This window comes from Paracoccus zeaxanthinifaciens ATCC 21588, assembly GCF_000420145.1.
GTDB classification, from domain to species: Bacteria; Pseudomonadota; Alphaproteobacteria; order Rhodobacterales; family Rhodobacteraceae; genus Paracoccus; species Paracoccus zeaxanthinifaciens.
The window spans coordinates 169,802-190,912 of record NZ_ATUJ01000001.1 but is presented as its reverse complement, the minus strand read 5'-3'; the positions used below and the strand labels follow the sequence as shown (position 1 = coordinate 190,912).

Genomic DNA, 21,111 nt, shown 5'->3' with positions numbered 1-21,111 from the left:
GGTTTTCACCGATATCTCGGCGACGTGATTAAATTATGTGCAGAACCCTGTCGATCCCCTGTGGTTAACGGCTTGGAATCACCCTAGTTTGGCGGCGCCATAACCAACATACGCGCCACCCAGGAGGACAGCGATCATGGCCCACAACCTTCTTTCGTTCCGTGATTCGGTCGATCAGATGTTCACGAAGGCCGCCAGCCTGATGGAATTGTCGCCGGGACTCGAGGAAAAGATCCGGGTCTGCAACTCGACCTATGTCGTTCGCTTCGGGGTCCGGCTTCGCGGCCAGATCCACACCTTCACCGGCTATCGCGCGGTCCATTCCGAACATATGGAGCCCGTGAAGGGCGGCATCCGCTATTCGCTGGACGTGAACCAGGACGAGGTCGAGGCGCTGGCCGCCCTGATGACCTATAAATGCGCACTGGTCGAGGTGCCCTTCGGCGGGTCCAAGGGCGGGCTGTGCATCGACCCCCGCGCCTGGAACGAGGACGAGCTGGAGCGCATCACCCGCCGCTTCACCTACGAGCTGTCGCGCCGCAACCTGATCTCGCCCAGCCAGAACGTGCCGGCCCCCGACATGGGCACGGGCGAGCGCGAGATGGCCTGGATGGCCGACGCCTACAAGCGCCTGCACCCCGACGACATCAACGCCAAGGCCTGCGTCACCGGCAAGCCGCGCCACGCGGGCGGCATCGACGGACGGGTCGAGGCCACGGGCCGCGGCGTGCAATACGCGCTGCGCGAATTCTTCCGCCATGACGACGTGATGAAGAAGGCCGGGCTGACCGGCGATCTGGGCGGCAAGCGCGTCGTCGTGCAGGGTCTGGGCAATGTGGGCTATCACGCCGCGCAGTTCCTGTCGGCCGAGGACAAGGCGCTGGTCACCTGCGTCATCGAGCGCGACGGCGTGATCCGCAACCCGCAGGGCATCAACATCGACGCGCTGCGCGGCCATATCCGCGCGACGGGCGGCGTGAAGGGCTTTGCCGGCGGCGATTTCACCGAGGACGGCCTGCGCGCGCTGGAAGACGATTGCGACATCCTGATCCCCGCCGCGGTCGAGAGCGTGATCGACGCGACCAATGCCGACCGCATCCGCGCCAGGCTGATCATCGAGGCCGCGAACGGTCCCGTCACCGCCGATGCCGACCGCATCCTGCGCGAGAAGGGCACCGTGATCATCCCCGACATGTATGCCAACGCGGGCGGTGTGACGGTCTCGTATTTCGAATGGGTCAAGAACCTGTCGCAGATCAGCCTCGGCCGGCTGGAGCGTCGCCACGAGGAGGCCCGCGCCCGCATGATCGTCGAGGAGCTGGAGCGCCTGTCGGCCGATACCGGCCTGAACTGGACCCTGTCCAAGGGCTTCAAGGAAAGCTTCCTGACCGGCGCGGACGAGCTGGAGCTGGTGCGCTCGGGTCTGGACGACACGATGCGCGAAAGCTTCAAGAAGATGAAGGAGGTCTGGGTGAACAACCCGCGCGTCGACGACATGCGCACGGCCGCCTATGTCGTGGCGATCCGCCGGATCTCGAACGTCTACAACTCGCTCGGGTTGTGATCAGTCGCGGGGGGCCGCGGCACGGCGCAGGCGGTCGTTGATCGCCGCGCCAAGGCCCCCTTCCGGGATCGGCGCGACCGAGATCGGACGCCCCGCCAGGTCGGCGCGGCGCAGCATGTCGAACAGGCGGGCGGCGGCCTCGGACAGGTCGCCGCTGGCCGACAGGGTGAAGGGCCCCGGCTGACCGAAGGCGATATGCGTCTCGTGGGGCAGGGGGTCGGTCACGTCCAGCCGCAGGGCCGCGTTCGGCGCGTAATGGCTGCTCAGCTGACCCGGCGCACTGGGGCGTGAGGGGTCGCCCTGGTGCCGCGCGACGGGGGCGCCCAGCACGGTCTCGATATCCTCGGCGGCGATGCCGCCCGGACGCAGCAGCGTCGCCGTGCCCTCGGGCCAGCCCATGATCGTCGATTCCACGCCCACCGCGCAGGGGCCGGCATCCAGCACCGCGGCGATGCGCCCGTCCAGCCCGCCATCGGGCGACAGGACGTGATCCGCGCTGGTCGGGCTGATCCGGCCCGAGGCATTGGCCGAGGGCGCGGCCAGCGGTCCGCCGAAGCGGCGCAGCAGGTCGCGCGCCGCCGGATGGGCGGGCACGCGCAGCCCGATCGTGTCCAGCCCCGCCGTCACCAGCGAGGCGATGCCCGCATCCGCGCGCAAGGGCAGCACCATCGTCAGCGGACCCGGCCAGAAGGCATCGGCCAGCGCGCGCGCCTGCGGGGCCAAGTCCGCGATGGCCGCGGCAGCATCCGCATCGGGGACGTGCACGATCAGCGGGTTGAAGCTGGGCCGCCCCTTGGCGGCATAGATCCGCGCGACCGCCTGCCCCTGTCGCGCATCGGCGGCAAGGCCGTAGACGGTCTCGGTCGGGATGGCCACGCATTCGCCCGCCGACAGCAGATCCGCTGCCGACTGCATGCCGGTATCGTCGGGGTTCAGCCTGAGGGTGTTCATCCGTGACGCGGGGTTTCGGTTGAGCCGGTTTCGTTGGCGGCCCAAGATGCCGCTGAACGCATTTGATAGTCGCGCCGGCCCCGGATGCCAAGGCGCATGGAGGAGACCCCGATGTCCTACAAGGCGCCGGTCGCGCAGATCGACTTCATCCTTCGCCATGTCGTGCCCTTCGCGGATGTCGCCGCGACCGAACGCTTCGCCGAGGCGACGCCGGAAACCGCGACCGCGATCCTGGACGAGGCCGGCAAGCTGTGCTCGGAGGTGCTGGCGCCGCTGAACATGGCCGGCGATCACACCCCCGCGGTGCTGGAGAACGGCGTCGTCAGATCCTCGCCCGGCTTCGCGGACGGGTTCCGGGCCATCGCCGAGGGCGGCTGGGTCGGCGTCTCCGCCGATCCCGAACATGGCGGCATGGGCCTGCCGCAGGCGCTGAACATGTCGGTCGCGGAAATGATGTCGGGCGCGAACCTTGCGCTGCAGCTGAACCCGCTGCTGACCCAAGGGCAGATCGAGGCGCTGGAACATCACGCCAGCGACGAGCTGAAGGCCCTGTACCTGCCCAAGCTGATCAGCGGCGAATGGTCGGGCACCATGAACCTGACCGAGCCGGGCGCGGGCAGCGACGTGGGCGCGCTGGTCACGCGGGCCGAACCCGCGGGCGACGGCACCTACCGGATCACGGGGCAGAAGATCTACATCACTTGGGGCGACAGCGACGTCACATCGAACGTGTGCCACCTGGTGCTGGCCCGCCTGCCGGGGGCGGACAAGGGCACGCGCGGCATCAGCCTGTTCATGGTCCCGAAATTCATCCCCGACGATCAGGGCAACCCGGGCGTGGCCAACGATCTCAAGGTCGTCAGCCTGGAGGAAAAGCTGGGCATCCACGGCAGCCCGACCTGCGTCATGTCCTATGACGGTGCGACCGGCTGGCTGGTCGGTGCGGAAAACAAGGGCATGGCCGCGATGTTCACGATGATGAACTGCGCGCGGCTGGGCGTCGGCATGCAGGGCGTCGGCGTGGCCGAGGCCGCGCTGCAGAAGGCCGTCGCCTATGCGCAGGACCGCAACCAGATGGGCCCGATCATCCGCCACCCCGACGTGCGCCGCATGCTGGCCACCGCGCGGGCCGAGGTCTTTGCCGCCCGCGCCATCGGCCTGGCCTGCGCCACGGCCATCGACATGGAGCGCGCGACGGGCGATGCCGATCACGCCGCCCGCGCGGCCTTCCTGACGCCGATCGCCAAGGCATATGGCACCGACACCGGCATCCGCGTGGCCGACATGGGCGTGCAGGTCCATGGCGGCATGGGCTATGTCGAGGAGACGGGCGCCGCGCAATATCTGCGCGACGTGCGCATCACCTCGATCTACGAGGGGACGAACGGCATCCAGGCGATGGACCTGGTGGGGCGCAAGCTGGCCGATGGCGGCGATGCCGCGATGCGCCTGCTGGACGAGGTGCTGGACGGCGCGAAGGCCGCGCAGGCCGACAACCCGGAACTGGCCCATCAGCTGTGGCAGGCCGCCGAGACCCTGCGCGAGGCGACGATCGCGTTGCTGGATCGCGACCTTCCCGTGCGCTTCGCCGGGGCCGTGCCCTATCTGACCGCCTTCGCGCGGGTGCTTGGCGGGCATTACCACCTCAGGGCGGCGCTGCGCGGCGGGGAATCGCACCGGGCGCTGGCGCGGGTCTTCATGGCGCGCGTGCTGCCCCGCAACGCGGGCGACCTGGCCGAGGCGCTGGCAGGGCTGGACGATCTGACCGGCATCGCCGACGAGGCGCTGGCGGGCGATTTCGCCGCGTGATCCGCACGCCCTTCGACACCCCGCCCGAGGAAGGCGCGGCCATCGAGGTCGCGCCCGGCATCCTGTGGATGCGCCTGCCGCTGCCGATGCGGCTGGACCATGTGAACGTCTTCGCGCTGGATGACGGGGACGGCTGGACGGTGATCGACACCGGCTTCGACAGCAGGCGGGGCCGTGCGATCTGGGAAGGGCTGCTGGCCGGACCGCTTGGCGGGCGGCCCGTCACCCGCGTGATCGGCACGCATCACCACCCCGACCATATCGGCCTTGCGGGCTGGCTGATGGCCAGGCAGGGCGCATCGCTTGCGATGACGCGCACCGCCTGGCTGATGGCGCGGATGCTGGTGCTGGACGACCAGCCGCGCCCGCCTGCGGAATCGCTGGACTTCTGGCGCCGCGCAGGGATGCCCGTCGAGCTGCTGGCCAAGCGCGCCGCCGAACGTCCGTTCAACTTCGCCGACGTGGTGCATCCGCTGCCCCTTGGGTTCGATCGCCTGTCCGAGGGGCAGGTGATCCGCATGGGCGGGCGGGACTGGCGCATCGCGATGGGGCATGGCCATGCGCCCTGCCACGCGACCTTCTGGTCGCAGGATGACGGGCTGGTCATCGGGGGCGATCAGCTTCTGCCCTCGATCTCGCCCAATCTGGGGGTCTATCCGACGGAACCCGGCGCGGATCCGGTGGGCGAATGGCTGGACAGCTGCGAACGCCTGCTGCCTCTGTCGCGCGACGACCAGCTGGTCCTGCCGGGGCACAAGCTGCCCTTTGTCGGGCTGCCCTTCCGCCTGCGCCAGCTGATCGAGAATCACCGCGCCGCGCTGGACCGCCTGGCCGCGGCGCTGGCCGAAACGCCCCGCAGCGCGGTCGACTGCTTCGACATCCTGTTCCGCCGCCGCATCGGCGAGGGCGAGTTCGGCCTGGCCCTGGTCGAGGCCGTCGCCCACCTGAACCGGCTGGGGCGTGACGGTCGTGCAAGACCCGTGGGCGAAAGGGACGGCGCGGTGCTGTGGGGGGCGTGACAGGGCAACGCGCTTCGGCTATCGCAAGGACAGGATACTGACCAAGGGGGCAGGAATGGCCGATCTCGACAACAAACCCGAAGCCACTCAGGGCACCATGGACGTGACCGCGCAGAAGCGCGCCTTCGCCGGCCTGATGAGCGGCATCACCTGGGTGACCATCGGGTCGCTCGTGGTGCTGATCTTCATGGCGCTGACGAATATCTGAGCCGGCGATGAAACGCAGGACATTCCTTGCCGCCTCGCTTCCGGCGGCCCTTGCGGCATGCGGCGCCGACAATGTCTGGGCACCCGACCAGACGGTGCGCGCGGCGCGCTTCGTGTCCGACCAGCCGCCCTCGATCACGCTGTTCACGGTGATCGGCATTCCGCGCGGGCAGGGCGGCCATTCGGCGCTGATGATCAACGGCAGCCAGCGCGTGGTCTTCGACCCGGCGGGCAGCTGGAACCACCCTCGCATCCCCGAACGGCATGACGTGCTGTACGGGATCACGGACAACTACAAGAACTTCTACATCGACTATCACGCCCGCTCGACCTGGTGGGTGGCCGAGGACAGCATCCCCGTCACGCGCGAGGTGGCCGATATCGCCATCCGGCGCGCCGAGGCCCACGGCCCCGCCAACAAGAGCTTCTGCGCGGTGTCGGTGGGCAGCGTCCTGCAGGGCGTTCCGGGCTTCGAGGATGCACCGCGCGGCTTCTCGCCCCTGCGGCTGCGCGACTGGTTCCTGTCGCGTCCGGGCGTGGTGTCCAAGCGGCACCAGGACGGCGATCCGGCCAACAATCACGACGTCCTTCTGCAGCAGAAGGACGGCCAGATCACCGGCTACGCCAGAAGATAGAGCATCAGCGCCAGGGTCGCGGCCCCCGCCGCGATCGAGGCGAGGACATTGCGGGTCCACAGGCCCGCGATGACCGTCGCCAGCGCGGCGGCCATGCGCGCCGGATCGGGCTGCCCACCCGTAGCGGCGGGCCAGACGACCAGCGGCGCGACCAGCGCGGGCAGCACCGCCACCGGGGTATAGCGCAGCATCCGCAGCACCCATTCGGGCAGGTCGCGACCGCCCAGCACCCCCAGGAACGACCACCGGATCAGATAGGTGAAGACCCCGAGGATCAGGATGACGATCCAGATGGTCAGGTCGGATACCGGCATCTCAGGCCTCCTTCGGTGCCATGCGCGCCTCGACGACGGCGCCTGCGATCATGCCCAGGGGCGATGCGATCAGCAGCCCCAGCCCCGAGGGCAGCCCCGCCAGAACCAGCGCCAGCACGATCGAGGTGAAGCAGGCCGCCATATGCGCGACCGTGCGCAGCATCGGCGCGATCATCGCGAGGAAGGTGATCGGCATGGCGAAATCCAGCGCGATGCCCTCGGGCATGGATTGCCCGATGATCGCACCCACCGCCGTGGCGATCATCCAGGGCACGCAGATCAGCACCGCGCAGCCCGCGAAATAGGCCAGCCGCTGCATCATGCTCAGGCGCGGGTGGCGTTCGTAATGCTGGATCGACAGCGCATAGCTTTGATCGACCAGCACATAGGACAGCCACGCCTTGTGCTTGGCCGGCGCATCGCCCAGCCACGGCACCAGCGAGGCCGAATACATCGCCATGCGCAGGTTCACCGCAAGGCTGGACAGGATGACGATGATGGCGGGCGCGTTGTCGGACATCAGCTGCACCGCGGTGAATTGCGACGCCCCCGCCAGCACCAGCACCGAGAAGCCCATGATCTGCGCAAGGTCCAGCCCGGCCTCGGAGGCGACGACCCCGAACAGCAACGAGAACGGCACGATGACGATCAGGAAGGGCAGCGACTGCCACATCCCGTGCCAGAAGGCCTGCAGGGGCGTGCGCGCCAATGCGCGTGCGGTGATCGGATCGGCGGTTTCCTGCGCGGGATCCGGGCGTGGTTCCGGTGTCGGTGACATGAGGCTTTCGTCCAGCTTCGCTTCGCGCCACCTTGCTTGCATGATGCGCAACCCGACACAAGACCGTGACATCCGCATGGCCAGCCCCATCCCGGCCCACGCGCTGGAGGATGCCGCAGCACTCTGGTGGCGTCATTTCGGCGGCTGGGGTGGGGTCGATCCCTGCCGCGCCGAACGGGGCGTCGTGGCGCTGGACGATGCGGGGCGCGTGCTGGGCGTGGCGGGTCTGCGCGATGCGGGCGGGGGCTTTGCGCCCGAACGCGGCGGCCTGCTGCGGCACCTGTTCCGCGCGGCGCCCGCGACGGGCGACCTGGTCGTCGATGGCATCGCGGTGGTGCAGGGGCGGCGCGGCATCGGTCGCGCGCTTCTGGCCGAGGCCGACCGGCAGGCCGTCCTGCGGGGGCGTCCCGGCCTGCGGGTCGAGGTGCGGGCCTCGAACGCGCCGGCGCGTGCTTTCTATGAGGCGACTGGGTTCCAGGAGGAAACGCGGGGCAGGTTCGGCCTGCCCTGGTGGGGGCAGGTCCTGGTGCTGCGCCGCGACGCGGCCTAGCCGAAGGCGCCCGCGACGCGCCCCAGCAGCATGAATGCCCGGCCCGAGCGGCTGTCGGCCATCACGGCGATCTGCAGGTCGTCCAGTTCCGGAACCAGCCGCGCCAGCAACCCGTCGAAATTGCGCAGGAAGTGATGCGCCGTGTCGCGGAACACGTCGTCGTCATGCAGCATCGCCGAGACCGCCTCCAGCGCCTGGTCGTCATGGACCGCCCCGAGCGAGGCGACCGCGCTGCCACGCTCGCCCGCGGCGAAGCGGCGCCACGCATCGGCCTGCGCCGCGTCGGGCGGCAGGTCGTCCATGTAGATGTCGCGCCCCGCCAGCAGGGTCACCACGTCCTGGGCGCTGCGCAGCACGCGCGAATTGGTCGTGTCGCGCAGGGCCTGGCGCAGCGCGTCGATCGCCTCGTGATCGTCGGGTCCGTCGGGGAAGTTCAGTGCCCGGATCAGGGTCGCCGCATCCACGGACTGGGACGGCGGGGCGTCCAGCGCCATCGAGGGCTGGGCATCGGGGCGCGGCGCATCGGGGCGCGGCGGTTCGGGCAGGCGCGGACGGGATTGCGGGCGCGGTGCGTCGGGCGCGGGTGCGATGCCGCCATGCAGAGGCTTCGGCGCGGGGGGCGGTGCCTCGGGGATGTCGCGGCCCATGCGGGCCAGCGTGGCGCGCAGATCCTCGGCCTCGGCGCGCAGGACGGCGATGCTGCGGGCCAGCGACACCGCCAGCCAGATCAGCGCCAGCGGCAGGGCCACGCCCACCACGGCCATCAGCCGCGCGATGCCGCCGCCCCCGCCTTCGCCGCCGGGGGCCAGCATCCAGAACAGCGCCACGAGGAACAGCCACACCCCGCTGAGGGCATAGCCCACCGACGAGATGCGGTCCCGGCGCGACAGGCTTGCAATCTTGGCGATCACGGACATGGGATCAGACGTATTTGATCGAGAGGATCTCGTAGCTGCGCTCGCCGCCGGGGGTCTTCACCTCGACGCTGTCGCCCTCGTCCTTGCCGATCAGGGCGCGGGCCAGGGGGGAACGCATGTTCAGCAGGCCGCGCTCGATATCGGCCTCGGCCTCGCCCACGATCTGGTAGGTGCGTTCCTCGTCGGTATCCTCGTCGACCATGGTGACGGTGGCGCCGAACTTGATGCTGCCCGACAGTTTTTCGGGGTCGAACACCTCGGCCCGCGACAGCAGGCCCTCCAGTTCCTTGATGCGGCCCTCGATGAAGCCCTGCTTCTCGCGGGCGGCGTGGTATTCCGCGTTCTCGGACAGGTCGCCATGCTCTCGCGCTTCGGCGATGGCGCGGATGACGGCGGGGCGCTCTTTCGTCTTCAGATCGGTCAGTTCGCGTTCCAGCGCCTGAAAGCCCTTCCGGGTCATCGGTATCTTATCCATCGCTGCCCTGTCCTTCATGGGATGCGGTTCTTGGTCATTCGCTGCCAAGCCAACGCCCCCGCCATGGGGATGGCAGGGGCGTGGTCGGCATCAGGCATTCATCGTGAACCCAATTCCGCGACCTTTGCAAGCCTGCTTGGTGGGCAGTCGCCCCATCGGCGGATTTCTTCGCGGCGTCACGATTGCCCCCGGCATCCCGTCAAGCTACCAATTTGTCCAAAGCCAGACATCACGGGAGGATGCGAGCCGATGACCGACGACGCCACGATCGAACGAGAATCAATGGAATACGACGTCGTGATCGTCGGCGCGGGCCCGTCGGGGCTGTCCGCGGCGATCCGGCTGAAGCAGATCGACCCCGAGATCTCGGTCGTGGTTCTGGAAAAAGGTTCCGAGGTCGGCGCGCATATCCTGTCGGGCGCGGTCCTCGATCCGTCGGGCCTCGACCGCCTGATCCCCGACTGGAAGGAGAAGGGCGCCCCCCTCAACACCGAGGTGGTGGACGACAACTTCTTCGTGCTGGGCGAAAGCGGGCAGGTGCGCGTGCCGAACTGGCCGATGCCGCCGCTGATGAACAATCACGGCAACTATGTCGTCAGCATGGGCAATGTCTGCCGCTGGATGGCCGAGCAGGCCGAGGAACTGGGCGTCGAGATCTTCCCGGGCATGGCCGCCAGCCAGCTGGTCTGGGACGGCGATCGCGTGAAGGGCGTCGTCGCGGGCGAATTCGGGCGCAATCCCGACGGCACGATCGGCGACGGCTACGAGCCCGGGATGGAGCTGCACGGCAAATACGTCTTCATCGCCGAGGGCGTGCGCGGCAGCCTGTCCAAGGAGATCATCGCCAAGCTGGGCCTCGACGCCGGATCCGAGCCGCAGAAATACGGCATCGGCATGAAGGAGATCTGGGAGGTTTCGCCCGAGAAGTTCAAGAAAGGCCGTGTCGTCCACACGATGGGCTGGCCGCTTGGCAAGAACGCGGGCGGCGGCAGCTTCATCTATCACTTCGAGGACAACCAGGTGCTGGTCGGCTTTGTCGTGCACCTGAACTACAAGAACCCGCATCTGTATCCCTACATGGAGTTCCAGCGCTTCAAGCACCACCCGATGGTCGCGGAACTGCTGGAGGGCGGCAAGCGTGTCGCATACGGCGCGCGCGCCATCAGCGAGGGCGGCTTCCAGTCGCTGCCGCAGCTGTCCTTCGCGGGCGGCGTGCTCTTGGGCTGCAGCGCGGGCATGGTCAACGTGCCGCGCATCAAGGGCAACCACAACGCCATGCATTCGGGCATCGAGGCCGCCGAGGCCGCGGCCGCCGCGCTGAAGGCGGGCCGCGAGGGCGACCGGCTGGAGGATTACGACGCCGCTGTCCGCGACGGCGCGGTCGGCACCGACCTGAAGCGCGTGCGCAACGTCAAGCCGATCTGGTCGCGCATGGGCCTGACCGCCAGCCTGATGCTGGGCGGCATCGACATGTGGGTGTCGAACCTGACCGGCTGGAACCCGATGGGCACGTGGAAGCACGGCAAGACCGACGCCGCGGCGACCGGCAAGGCCGCGGACTTCCCGGTGATCGACTACCCCAAGCCCGACGGCAAGCTGTCCTTCGACCGCCTGACGAACGTGGCCTTCAGCTTCACCAACCACGAGGAAAGCCAGCCCTGCCACCTGAAGCTGCGCGACCCTTCGGTGCCGATCGCGGTCAACCTGCCCGAATATGCCGAACCGGCGCAGCGCTATTGCCCGGCCGGCGTCTACGAGGTGGTCGAGGATGCGGACGGGCCGCGCTTCCAGATCAATTTCCAGAACTGCGTCCACTGCAAGACCTGCGACATCAAGGATCCCAGCCAGAACATCGTCTGGACCACGCCGCAGGGCGGTGACGGGCCGAATTACCCGAACATGTGATGACGGGTTCGGCGGGGGGCGTTGCGACCCCCGCCTTCCCTGGTCTAGGCTGGACCAAACGTGAATGTGACCAGCGGACCTTTCTGACGTGAACATCCTGCACAGCGACCTGCCCCTTGCCGGCCCCCTCAAGACCGCGCTGATCGCCATGCTGATGGCGGGTGCGGCCCATGCGCAGGACAGCCGTCCGCAGCCGCGCCCCGCCCACGAGATGGCAGCGCCGCTGACCCACGGGCTGGCCGGTCCCTACCTGGCCGCCCGGCTCGCCACGGTCGAGAACGACTTCAGCGCGGCGGCGGAATATTTCGCCCGCTCGGCGGATGCGCTGCCCGACGACGTCTATCTTCAGGACAACGCCATCCTCGCGCTGATCTCGGCGGGGCGGCTGGACCGGGCCGGGCAGATCACCGACGACCTGTTCGACGACGGAAACGAGACCGAGCTTGCGGCCCTCGTGCGGCGCGGGCAGCTGATCCGCGCGGGCGACTGGCAGGGGCTTCTGGCGCTGATCGACGCGCATCGCGATCCCGACGCCCCCGTCAACGAGGATCTGATGGACGGCATCATGCGCGGCTGGGCGCTCCTGGGGGCGGGGCGCGCGCAGGACGCGCTGGCCGCGTTCCAGGCGCTGGCCGACGACCCCTCGCTTGCGCCGGTCGTGAACTATCACCTGGCCCTGGCACGCGCACTGGTCGGCGATTACGAGACCGCCGAGACGCTGCTGGAGGAATCGGACGGAATTGCCGACCTGATGGGTCTTGTCACCCGCGTGCAGATCCTTGCGCAGCTCGACCGCCGCGACGAGGCGCTGGCCTTGCTGGATCAGGTGGAGGGGATCGAGGCCGAACCGCAGCTGGTCGCCCTGCGCGACGCGCTGCAAGCGGACGCCCCGGTGCCCTTCGACGTGGTCGGCGGTCCCGGCGACGGGATCGCGCATCTGCTGCTGTCCTTCGCCTCGGCGCTGGCCTCCAGCCCCGATCCCGAACCGCTGGCGCTGATCCACGCGCGGGTCGCGTCCTGGATCGCCCCCGAGGATGCCGAGGCGCGGCTGATGGTCGCCCAGCTTCTGCAGGAACGCCAGCAGCTGGACCTGGCCGAGGCCGAGTTCGCCGCCGTCCGCCAGATGGGCGAGATGCGCCCCGTGGCCGAGATGACGCGCATCGACGCCCTGTCCCGCGCCGATCGCAACCCCGAGGCCGAGCAGGCCGCGCTGGCCCTGACCGCCGCCTATCCCGATCTTGCGCAGGCCTGGATCGCGCTTGGCGACGTGCTGCGCCAGCAGGAAAAGTTCGACAGCGCCGTGCCGGCCTATGACCGCGCGCTGTCGCTTCTGGCCGATGCGCCCGAAGGGGCGCGGTGGTTCCCGCTCTATGCGCGGGGGATCGCGCTGGAACGTGCGGGCCAGTTCGACCGCGCCGAGAAGGACCTGCTTGCCGCGCTGGAAATCCGGCCCGAACATGCAAGCTGCCTCAACTATCTCGGCTACAGCTGGATCGACCGGAACCAGAACCTGGATCGCGCGCTGGCGATGATCCAGAAGGCGGTCGAGCTGTCGCCCGGCGACGGCTACATCCTCGATTCGCTGGCATGGGCCTATTTCCGCATGGGCCGCTATCAGGACGCGGTGGCCCCCATGGAGGAAGCCGTCGCCAGCATGTCGGCCGATCCCCTGGTGAACGATCACCTGGGCGACATCTACTGGAAGGTGGGCCGTCAGCGCGAGGCCGAGATCCAGTGGCAGCGCGCCCTGTCGCTGGAGCCGACCGACACGGGCGATGTCGATCCCGACCGCATCCGCGCCAAGCTGGATCGCGGGCTGGATCGCGTCCTGGCCGAGGAAGCCGCGCGCGGCGACACCGACGATGCGCCCTTGCCCGATGTCCGCGACACCGCGTCCGAATAAGCGGCGGGGCTGCACCCCCCGAAACTGCGACGCCTCGTAACTGGCATCCGCCGGGCGGCGGCGCTAGATTGCGGGAAATTGCTGCAAAGGGCCTCTCTCATGCTTCGTCTGGGCGTCAATATCGATCACGTCGCGACCCTTAGGAATGCGCGGGGGACGCCCTGGCCGGACCCGATGCGCGCGGCCGAACTGGCGCAGGCCGCGGGCGCGGATGGCATCACCGCCCATCTGCGCGAGGATCGCCGCCACATTCGCGACGAGGATATCGACACGCTGATGGCGCGGCTGACCCTGCCGCTGAACTTCGAGATGGCGGCCACCCCCGAGATGCAGGCCATCGCGCTGCGCCACCGCCCCCATGCCGTCTGTATCGTCCCCGAGAAGCGCGAGGAACGCACGACCGAAGGCGGGCTCGACGTCGCGGGACAGGAGGACGCGCTGGCGGCCTTCATCGCCCCCCTGCGCGAGGCTGGCTGCCGCGTGTCGCTGTTCATCGGCCATCAGCCCGAACAGATCCGCGCCAGCGCCCGCGTGGGCGCCGCCGTGGTCGAGCTGCATACCGGCGCCTATTGCGATCTGGACACCGAAGGGCGGCATGACGAACGCGATGCCGAACTGCAGGCGCTGCAGCAGGGCGCGCGTCTGGCCGCCGATCTGGGCCTCGAGGTGCATGCGGGCCACGGGCTGACCTTCGGCACGGTCGGTCCTATCGCCGCGATCCCGCAGCTGGCCGAGCTGAACATCGGGCATTTCCTGATCGGGGAATCGGTGTTCCTCGGCCTCGACGGAGCCATCCGCGAGATGCGCCGCCGCATGGACATGGCGCGCGCATGATCCTGGGCATCGGCACCGACCTGGCGAATATCGACCGGATCCAGGGCACGCTGGACCGCTTCGGCGACCGCTTCCGCAACCGGGTCTTCACCGAGCGGGAACTGGCCAAGGCCGCCCGCCGCGCCGACGAGGCCGGGACCCTGGCCAAGCGGTGGGCCGCGAAGGAGGCGTGTTCGAAGGCATTGGGAACGGGGCTTGCGATGGGCATCGCCTGGAAGGACATGGCGGTGTCGAACCTGCGGTCCGGCCAGCCGATGATGGAACTGACGGGATGGGCCGCCGACCGCCTGCGGGGGATGACCCCGCCGGGGCACCGGGCGGTCGTCCACGTGACGCTGACCGACGATCACCCCTGGGCGCAGGCCTTCGTCGTGATCGAGGCCCTGCCCGAGGCGGGTGCCAAAGCTTGACTTTGGCCCGCATGCGGGACCATGAACGCCCGACCGGGGCCGCTGGCCCCCTGCGATTGCAAAGGATGACGCGGTATGGCCGAAAGCGCAGCCCCGAAGAAGAAGGATGGCATCTGGGAGACGATCAAGACGATCTTCTGGGCGCTGGTCATCGCCGGCATCTTCCGCACCCTGTTCTTCCAGCCCTTCTGGATTCCGTCGGGCTCGATGAAGGACACGCTGCTGATCGGCGACTTCCTGTTCGTCAACAAGATGGCCTACGGCTATTCGCAGCACAGCTGCCCCTTCTCGGTCTGCCCGATCTCGGGGCGGATCCTGGGGTCGGACCCCGAACGCGGTGACGTGGTGGTCTTCCGCCACCCGGTCCGCAACGTCGATTTCATCAAGCGCGTGATCGGCCTGCCGGGCGATACCGTGCAGATGCGCGGCGGACGCCTGTTCCTGAATGGCGAGGAGGTCCAGACCACCCCCGCCGGCGATTTCGTCGAGACCAAGGAACAGCAGGGCCCGCAGGGCCTGATCCCGCGCTGCGTCAACGACCCCGTCGATGCGGGCGGCGAGTGCGTCAAGACCCGCACGACCGAGACCCTTCCCGGCGGCCACAGCTATGACGTGCTGAACATCACGGATGGCTGGGTCGCGGACGACACGCCGACCTACACGGTCCCCGAAGGGCATTACTTCTTCATGGGCGACAACCGCGACAATTCCGAGGATTCGCGCTTCCCGACCGAGATCGGCGGCCTGGGCTTCGTGCCCGCCGAATACCTGATCGGGCGCGCGGACCGGATCATGTTCTCCTCGGCGGGTCGCTCGCTTCTGTATTTCTGGACCTGGCGTCCCGATCGTTTCCTCAAGGCGGTGAATTGACCCCCTCTGCAGACATACGCGCCTTCATGACCCGGCTGGGTCATGAATTCACCCGACCCGAACTGCTGGTGCGGGCGCTGACCCATGGCTCGATCGCCTCGGTCACGCGGCCCGACAACCAGCGGCTGGAATTCCTGGGCGACCGCGTCCTCGGGCTGATCATGGCCGAGGCGCTGTTCCAGGCCGATACCGAGGCCAGCGAGGGTCAGCTTGCCCCCCGCTTCAACGCGCTGGTCAAGGGCGAGACATGCGCCGCCATCGCCCGCGATATCGGGCTGGGCGAGGTGCTGAAGCTGGGCCGTTCGGAAATGCTGTCGGGCGGGCGGCGCAAGGATGCGCTGCTGGCCGACGGGATGGAGGCCGTGCTGGCCGCGATCTATCTGGATGCCGGGCTGGAGGCCGCGCGCGGCGTCGTGCTGCGTCTGTGGAAGCAGCGGCTGTCCTCGGTCGCGGATGACGCGCGGGACGCCAAGACCGCATTGCAGGAATGGTCGCAGGCGCAGGGCATGCCGCCCCCGTCCTATGACCAGACCGACCGGACCGGGCCGGATCACGCCCCGGTCTTTCACATCACCGTCAGCCTTGCCGATGGGCGCAAGGCCGAGGCCCGTGGCGCGGGGACCAAGCGCAGCATCGAACAGGCCGCCGCGAAGGCGCTGCTGGAACGTCTGGAAGGACAGGAATGACCGACGAAACCCAAACCCGCGCAGGCTTCGTCGCGCTGATCGGCGAACCCAATGCTGGCAAGTCCACGCTGCTGAACCAGATGGTCGGCGCCAAGGTGTCCATCGTGACCCACAAGGTGCAGACCACCCGCGCCCGCATCCGCGGCATCGCGATGGAGGGGGACAGCCAGATCGTCTTCGTGGACACGCCGGGCATCTTCCGCCCGCGTCGCCGCCTGGATCGCAGCATGGTCGCCGCCGCATGGGGCGGTGCGTCCGATGCCGACCTGGTGCTGTTCCTGATCGAGGCGCATCGCGGCCTGACGGAAGGCGCCATGGCCATCATCGAGCAGCTGAAGGAAAGCGCCCAGAACCGTCCCGTCGCGCTGATCATCAACAAGATCGACCGCGTCAAGGCCGAGACCCTGCTGGCCCTGTCGGCCAAGGCGAACGAGGCCTTCCCCTTTGCCGAGACCTTCATGATCTCGGCCGAGAAGGGTTACGGCACCCAGGAACTGCGCGGCTGGCTGGCCGCCAGCCTGCCCGCAAGCCCGTGGCTGTATCCCGAGGACCAGATCGCCGATCTGCCCATGCGCATGATCGCCGCCGAGATCACCCGCGAGAAGCTGACCCTGCGCCTGCATGAGGAAATCCCCTATCAGCTGACGGTCGAGACCGAGCAGTGGGAGGAGAAGGGCGACGGCAGCGCGCGGGTCGAGCAGGTCGTCTACGTCATGCGTCCGGGCCACAAGGGCATCGTGCTGGGCAAGGGCGGCGAGACGATCAAGGCCGTGGGCCAGGCCGCCCGCGCCGAGCTGGAAGAGTTCATGGGCCGCCGCGTGCACCTGTTCCTGCAGGTCCGCGTCCGCGAGAACTGGCTGAACGAATCCGAACGCTACGACGAGATGGGCCTGAACTTCCGCGACGGTGATGGCTGAGGCACGGCTGGCCGCCGGCCTCTGGGTCGGCGCCTATCTTGCGCGGCTGGGGCTGGCGAACATCCCGGCCTATGTGATGGCGCGCGGCGACGACACGGCGGGCGCCATCGCCGTCAAATGCGCCCATCTGGACGGGCGCGCGACCCTGTGGCGGCGGGAATGGGACTTCGAGACCGACACCCGCCCCTGGATCGCCACCGATGCCGGCCCCGAACCCGAGATCGACGCGACCATCGCGCGCGCCCGCGCCAGCGACCCCGACCTGTGGGTGATCGAGATCGAGAGCCGCGACGGCGCGACCCTTCTGGACCAGGAGGGGCTGTTCTAAGCCTCTGGCGCGGGGCGGGGCTGCAGCTTATGCAATTCCCATGAGCAGCGCACCCGATCCCCAGACCGATTCGCCCATAGGCCTCGTCTATGCCCTTTCCGCCTATCTGTGCTGGGGTGCGCTGCCGATCTACATGAAGGCGCTGTCGGATGTCCCCGCGGCCGAGATCATCGCCCATCGCGTGATCTGGTCGCTGCCCATCGCGGCGGCGGTGCTGATCTGGCAGGGGCGGCAGGACCAGGTGCTGGCCGCGCTGCGCCAGCCGCGCCTCTTGGCGATGGCCGCGCTGACGGCGGTGCTGATCTCGGCCAACTGGCTGATCTATGTCTGGGCGATCACGCATGACCACGCGCTGGACGCGGCGCTCGGCTACTATATCAACCCGCTGTTCAGCGTGCTTCTGGGGGCGCTCGTCCTCAAGGAGGTGCTGTCGCGCAGCCAGCTTCTGGCCATCGCGCTGGCGGCGGGGGCGGTGGTGATCCTGACCGTGCAGGCCGGGCGCCTGCCGATGGTCGCGATGGGACTGACGCTGTCCTGGGGGACCTATGCCTATTGCAAGAAGCGCCTTCCGCTTGGACCCAACCAGGGCTTCACGCTGGAGGTGCTGCTGCTGATGCCGCTGGCGCTGATCTATCTTGGCTGGATGGGCGCCACGGGGCAGGGTCTGTCCTATGATGCCGGCACCTGGGCGCTGCTGCTGGGCTGCGGACCCGTCACGGCGATCCCGCTGCTGTTCTATGCCAACGGGGCCAAGCTAATCCGGCTGTCCACCATCGGCATCCTGCAATACGTCACGCCCACGCTGATATTCCTGTGCGCCGTGATCGTCTTCGGCGAACCCTTCGAGGGTGCGCGCCTCGTGGCCTTCCCGATGATCTGGGCGGCGCTTGCGATCTATACCGCCTCGCTCTTGCGGCAGGCGGGGCGCAGGCGGCGCGATCGCAGGCTGGCGGCCACGCGCCGGATGCAGTGATCTGGCATCTTCGCGGCGCTTCCCGCATCCTGCCGTGATGGCAAGGGGGATCGGCTGATGGAGTGGCAGGCACAGGGCACCGTCATCGCACGCCGCGCGCATGGCGAAACCGCCGTCATCATCGACGTGCTGACCGCCGAACACGGGCGCCATGCGGGCATCGTGCCGGGGGGCGCGTCGTCGAAACGCGCGGCCATGCTGCAACCGGGCACGCGGCTGGACCTCCGCTGGCGCGCGCGGCAATCCGATCAGTTGGGCAATTTCGCGATCGAGCCGGTGCGCATGCGGTCGGGCCTGATGTCCGACCCGGCCGGGCTGGCGGGGCTGAACGCGATCTGCGCGCTTCTAGTCTTCGCGCTGCCCGAACGCGATCCGCATCCCGCGCTGGCCGCCCGGACCGAGACGCTTCTGGACGCGATCGAGGCGGGTAATCCCGACTGGCCCGCAGGCTATCTGCTGTGGGAGATGTCGCTGCTGGACGAGATGGGCTTCGGGCTGGACCTGTCGGCCTGCGCGGTGACGGGGGCCGCCGATAGGCTGGCCTTCGTCAGCCCGCGTTCGGGGCGGGCGGTGTCGCGTGACGGGGCGGGGGATTACGCGCCGCGCCTGCTGCCCCTGCCACCGCTGATGGGCGGCGAAGAACCGGGCAGGGGGCGCGATCTGGCCGAGGGGCTGGCCCTGACGGGCCATTTCCTGCAATCGCGGCTGGCCGAGGATCTGGTCGGCAAGCCGCTTCCCGCCGCGCGGGGCCGTCTGGTCGGACGGCTGACCCGCGCGAGGGGCTAGGGCTTACTGGTTGCCGCGCGCGGCCGACAGCGCGTCGGTCACCTGATCGGCGGGACGACCGCTTTCGAAGATCAGCCAGGTCGGGCCCTTGATCTTCAGCACGCCGCCATAGAACTCCATCTCGGTCGCGTTCTGAAGGGCTTCGAAGAAGCGCTGTTCGACGGCCAGGTCCTTGCAGTCGGTGACGCCGCTGGTCTGCAGCGGCTCGAACGCGACGGCGGGCAGCTGGACGGTGTTCTTGGCGGCATAGCCGTTGCACGGGCCGCGGCCGGACACGCCTTCGGGGCGCAGCGTCAGGGTGATGTTGCGCAGCGGCACGGTGCCGTTGCCGATGCCGACCAGCACGTAGTCGTTCGCGGGCAGGCCGCCCATGGGATCGCCCGCAGGTTCCGAGGAACAGGCGGCAAGCGTCAACGCGGCGGCACCGAGCGCGACGAGCGGCATCTTGCGGCGCGTTTGGAAGACGGAACGGAACATGGCAGAACTCCTTGGCGGAAAGCGGACCGGAACGGATTATCCTTAAACCATTTCCCGTTCCAGTCCGATCCCGTTCATCCCAGAAGACGCCGCGCGATGACCTGTGCCTGAATTTCCGCCGCGCCCTCGAAGATGTTGAGGATGCGGGCGTCGCACAGCACCCGGCTGACCTGGTATTCCAGCGCGAAACCGTTGCCACCGTGGATTTGCAGCGCGTTGTCCGCCGCCGACCAGGCCACGCGGGCCCCCAGCAGCTTGGCCATCCCGGCCTCGAGGTCGCAGCGGCGGTCGTGATCTTTCTGCCACGCGCTGAAATAAGTGAGCTGCCTTGCGATCATGATTTCGACAGCCATCATCGCCAGCTTGTCGGCCACGCGGGGAAATTCGACCAGCGGCTTGCCGAACTGCTTGCGGTCCAGCGCATAGCGCAGGCCCAGCTCCAGCGCGTTCTGCGCCACGCCGATGGCGCGGGCGGCGGTCTGGATGCGCGCGGATTCGAAGGTCTGCATCAGCTGCTTGAAGCCCTGGCCCGTCTGCCCGCCCAGAAGGTTGCCGCCCGCCACGCGGAAGCCGTCGAAGCCCAGCTCGTATTCCTTCATCCCGCGATAGCCCAGCACCTCGATCTCGCCCCCCGTCATGCCGGGGGTGGGGAAGGGGTCGGCATCCGTGCCGGGGGTCTTTTCGGCGATGAACATCGACAGGCCGCGATAATCCGTCGTGTCGGGGTCGGTGCGGGCCAGCAGCGTCATGACATGGGTGCGGGCCGCGTGGGTGATCCAGGTCTTGTTGCCGGTCACGACCCAATCGTCGCCGTCCCGCACCGCGCGGGTGCGCAGGCTGCCGAGGTCGCTGCCCGTATTGGGCTCGGTGAAGACCGCGGTGGGCAGCGTCTCGCCGCTGGCAAGGCGCGGCAGCCAATGGGCCTTCTGCGCATCAGTGCCGCCGCAGAGGATCAGCTCGGCCGCGATCTCGCTTCGGGTGCCGAGGGATCCCACGCCGATATAGCCGCGCGACAGTTCCTCGGACACGACGACCATCGCGGCCTTGGGCATGCCCAGCCCGCCGAATTCCTCGGGGATGGTCAGGCCGAAGACGCCCAGCTCGGCCAGCTCCTCGATCACCTCCATGGGGATCAGCTCGTCCTTCAGGTGCCAGTCATGGGCATGGGGGACGACCTTGTCCTCGGTCCAGCGGCGGAACTGGTCGCGGATCATCTCCAGGTCCTCGTCCAGGCCCGAGGCCCCGAAGGTGGGGGCGCCCTGAGCATCCGCGATCAGGCGCGCAAGCTCGGCCCGCGCGGCGGGGGTGTTGCCGCCCATCAGGTCGCGCGCGGCGTCCGACGGCGTCCATTCGATGCCAAGATCCGACAGGCGGGCGAATTCGGTCTGGCTCATGGGGATGCCATGGGCGATCTGGGTCAGGTATTCGCCCATTCCGATGGCGGCGATCAGATCCTCGACCCGGCCCGAGACGCGGCCCGACCATGCATGCAGCTGCCGGATGGATTCGACATAGGTGGCCAGCCAGGACAGCGCATGGGCGGCGTGCTGATGCACCTCCAGCAATTGCGGATCGGGTTTGCCCGAAGGTGCGACCAGCGCCCGCAGCGCCTCGGTCGCGCGGGTCTGCAGATCGTCAAGCTCGGACAGGACGGCCTCGGACCGGTGCTGCATGTCTTTCATCGCTTTCCCCTTTGCGGCGTTGCAGCATGGGTAGCGCCTTTGCATCCGCAGCGCAACAATTATGCGCCAAGTGATCCCCAAAGGTTCTAAAATGTCGCAACGGAATCGCTGCCGTATTTGT

At 68.5% G+C, this 21,111-nt stretch carries 23 protein-coding genes; 16 read left to right on the top strand and 7 right to left on the bottom strand.

All coding sequences use genetic code 11. The annotated features are described in order from the left end of the window. Window positions 1-136 precede the first annotated feature (136 nt). Window positions 137-1,564: a Glu/Leu/Phe/Val family dehydrogenase gene (locus F804_RS0100985; RefSeq protein WP_022705876.1), complete on the top strand. Its 1,428-nt coding sequence runs from the start codon at window positions 137-139 to the stop codon at window positions 1,562-1,564. On the opposite strand, the gene F804_RS0100980 is transcribed toward F804_RS0100985, so the two are convergent. After that, the gene (locus F804_RS0100980; protein ID WP_022705875.1) at window positions 1,565-2,515 is read right to left on the bottom strand and encodes an L-threonylcarbamoyladenylate synthase; all 951 of its coding nucleotides are present in this window, start codon (window positions 2,513-2,515) and stop codon (window positions 1,565-1,567) included. 111 nt (window positions 2,516-2,626) lie between these two features. Between F804_RS0100980 and F804_RS0100975 the strand changes: the two genes are divergently transcribed. Genes F804_RS0100975 through F804_RS0100960 form a run of 4 tightly spaced genes read left to right on the top strand, consistent with a single transcriptional unit; the run spans window position 2,627 to window position 6,185 of the window. Then, window positions 2,627-4,324: an acyl-CoA dehydrogenase gene (locus F804_RS0100975; protein ID WP_028725459.1), complete on the top strand. Its 1,698-nt coding sequence runs from the start codon at window positions 2,627-2,629 to the stop codon at window positions 4,322-4,324. Next, window positions 4,321-5,343 (top strand): MBL fold metallo-hydrolase, encoded by a 1,023-nt coding sequence (locus tag F804_RS0100970; RefSeq protein WP_022705873.1) that lies wholly within the window; start codon window positions 4,321-4,323, stop codon window positions 5,341-5,343. The genes F804_RS0100975 and F804_RS0100970 overlap by 4 nt, the downstream gene beginning before the upstream one ends. A 55-nt stretch (window positions 5,344-5,398) precedes the next feature. Continuing rightward, window positions 5,399-5,551, top strand: a complete 153-nt coding sequence (locus tag F804_RS17075; RefSeq protein ID WP_022705872.1) for an aa3-type cytochrome c oxidase subunit IV — start codon at window positions 5,399-5,401, stop codon at window positions 5,549-5,551. A gap of 7 nt (window positions 5,552-5,558) precedes the next feature. Further along, the gene (locus tag F804_RS0100960; protein WP_022705871.1) at window positions 5,559-6,185 is read left to right on the top strand and encodes a hypothetical protein; all 627 of its coding nucleotides are present in this window, start codon (window positions 5,559-5,561) and stop codon (window positions 6,183-6,185) included. Here F804_RS0100960 and F804_RS0100955 read toward each other — a convergent pair. Then, on the bottom strand, window positions 6,170-6,499 hold the full coding sequence (locus tag F804_RS0100955) for an AzlD domain-containing protein (protein WP_022705870.1): 330 nt from the start codon (window positions 6,497-6,499) through the stop codon (window positions 6,170-6,172). The two genes, F804_RS0100960 and F804_RS0100955, sit on opposite strands and share 16 nt — an antisense overlap. 1 nt (window position 6,500) lies before the next feature. After that, complete coding sequence (locus F804_RS0100950) at window positions 6,501-7,277, bottom strand: AzlC family ABC transporter permease (protein ID WP_084686355.1); 777 nt, start codon at window positions 7,275-7,277, stop codon at window positions 6,501-6,503. 76 nt (window positions 7,278-7,353) lie between these two features. Between F804_RS0100950 and F804_RS15220 the strand changes: the two genes are divergently transcribed. Beyond that, entirely contained in the window at window positions 7,354-7,827 is a 474-nt protein-coding gene (locus F804_RS15220; protein WP_022705868.1) for a GNAT family N-acetyltransferase, read from the top strand. Here the strand turns inward: F804_RS15220 and F804_RS15215 are convergent. Next, window positions 7,824-8,744 (bottom strand): hypothetical protein, encoded by a 921-nt coding sequence (locus F804_RS15215; RefSeq protein ID WP_022705867.1) that lies wholly within the window; start codon window positions 8,742-8,744, stop codon window positions 7,824-7,826. The two genes, F804_RS15220 and F804_RS15215, sit on opposite strands and share 4 nt — an antisense overlap. Window positions 8,745-8,748: 4 nt before the next feature. After that, window positions 8,749-9,219 carry a transcription elongation factor GreA gene (gene greA / locus F804_RS0100935; RefSeq protein WP_028725458.1) on the bottom strand — a complete coding sequence of 157 codons (471 nt, stop codon included), beginning with the start codon at window positions 9,217-9,219 and terminating at the stop codon, window positions 8,749-8,751. A 282-nt stretch (window positions 9,220-9,501) separates the two neighbouring features. Between greA and F804_RS0100930 the strand changes: the two genes are divergently transcribed. The 10 genes from F804_RS0100930 to recO all read left to right on the top strand — a co-directional run bounded on the left by F804_RS0100930 (window position 9,502) and on the right by recO (window position 18,831). After that, entirely contained in the window at window positions 9,502-11,124 is a 1,623-nt protein-coding gene (locus tag F804_RS0100930) for an electron transfer flavoprotein-ubiquinone oxidoreductase (protein WP_425413859.1), read from the top strand. 88 nt (window positions 11,125-11,212) lie between these two features. Next, window positions 11,213-13,027 (top strand): tetratricopeptide repeat protein, encoded by a 1,815-nt coding sequence (locus F804_RS15210; RefSeq protein ID WP_022705864.1) that lies wholly within the window; start codon window positions 11,213-11,215, stop codon window positions 13,025-13,027. 99 nt (window positions 13,028-13,126) lie between these two features. Further along, window positions 13,127-13,861, top strand: a complete 735-nt coding sequence (locus F804_RS0100920; protein WP_022705863.1) for a pyridoxine 5'-phosphate synthase — start codon at window positions 13,127-13,129, stop codon at window positions 13,859-13,861. Beyond that, window positions 13,858-14,271 (top strand): holo-ACP synthase, encoded by a 414-nt coding sequence (gene acpS / locus F804_RS0100915; protein WP_022705862.1) that lies wholly within the window; start codon window positions 13,858-13,860, stop codon window positions 14,269-14,271. Before F804_RS0100920 ends, acpS begins: the two co-directional genes overlap by 4 nt. A gap of 75 nt (window positions 14,272-14,346) precedes the next feature. Beyond that, window positions 14,347-15,141 carry a signal peptidase I gene (lepB, locus tag F804_RS0100910; RefSeq protein ID WP_022705861.1) on the top strand — a complete coding sequence of 265 codons (795 nt, stop codon included), beginning with the start codon at window positions 14,347-14,349 and terminating at the stop codon, window positions 15,139-15,141. After that, window positions 15,138-15,827, top strand: a complete 690-nt coding sequence (gene rnc, locus F804_RS0100905) for a ribonuclease III (protein ID WP_022705860.1) — start codon at window positions 15,138-15,140, stop codon at window positions 15,825-15,827. The genes lepB and rnc overlap by 4 nt, the downstream gene beginning before the upstream one ends. Next, a complete protein-coding gene (gene era / locus F804_RS0100900) occupies window positions 15,824-16,744 on the top strand; it encodes a GTPase Era (protein WP_022705859.1) in 921 nt (306 codons plus the stop codon). The genes rnc and era overlap by 4 nt, the downstream gene beginning before the upstream one ends. Then, on the top strand, window positions 16,737-17,072 hold the full coding sequence (locus tag F804_RS0100895; RefSeq protein ID WP_022705858.1) for a DUF1491 family protein: 336 nt from the start codon (window positions 16,737-16,739) through the stop codon (window positions 17,070-17,072). The genes era and F804_RS0100895 overlap by 8 nt, the downstream gene beginning before the upstream one ends. A gap of 40 nt (window positions 17,073-17,112) precedes the next feature. Continuing rightward, window positions 17,113-18,045 carry an EamA family transporter RarD gene (gene rarD, locus F804_RS15205; protein ID WP_022705857.1) on the top strand — a complete coding sequence of 311 codons (933 nt, stop codon included), beginning with the start codon at window positions 17,113-17,115 and terminating at the stop codon, window positions 18,043-18,045. Window positions 18,046-18,102: 57 nt separating this feature from the next. Continuing rightward, window positions 18,103-18,831 (top strand): DNA repair protein RecO, encoded by a 729-nt coding sequence (gene recO / locus F804_RS0100885; RefSeq protein ID WP_022705856.1) that lies wholly within the window; start codon window positions 18,103-18,105, stop codon window positions 18,829-18,831. Between the two features lie 3 nt (window positions 18,832-18,834). Here the strand turns inward: recO and F804_RS15200 are convergent, their stop codons facing one another. After that, window positions 18,835-19,308 carry an META domain-containing protein gene (locus F804_RS15200; protein ID WP_022705855.1) on the bottom strand — a complete coding sequence of 158 codons (474 nt, stop codon included), beginning with the start codon at window positions 19,306-19,308 and terminating at the stop codon, window positions 18,835-18,837. 74 nt (window positions 19,309-19,382) lie between these two features. After that, window positions 19,383-20,981, bottom strand: coding sequence for an acyl-CoA dehydrogenase family protein (locus F804_RS0100875; protein WP_245540291.1), 1,599 nt, complete (start codon window positions 20,979-20,981; stop codon window positions 19,383-19,385). Window positions 20,982-21,111: the final 130 nt, after the last annotated feature.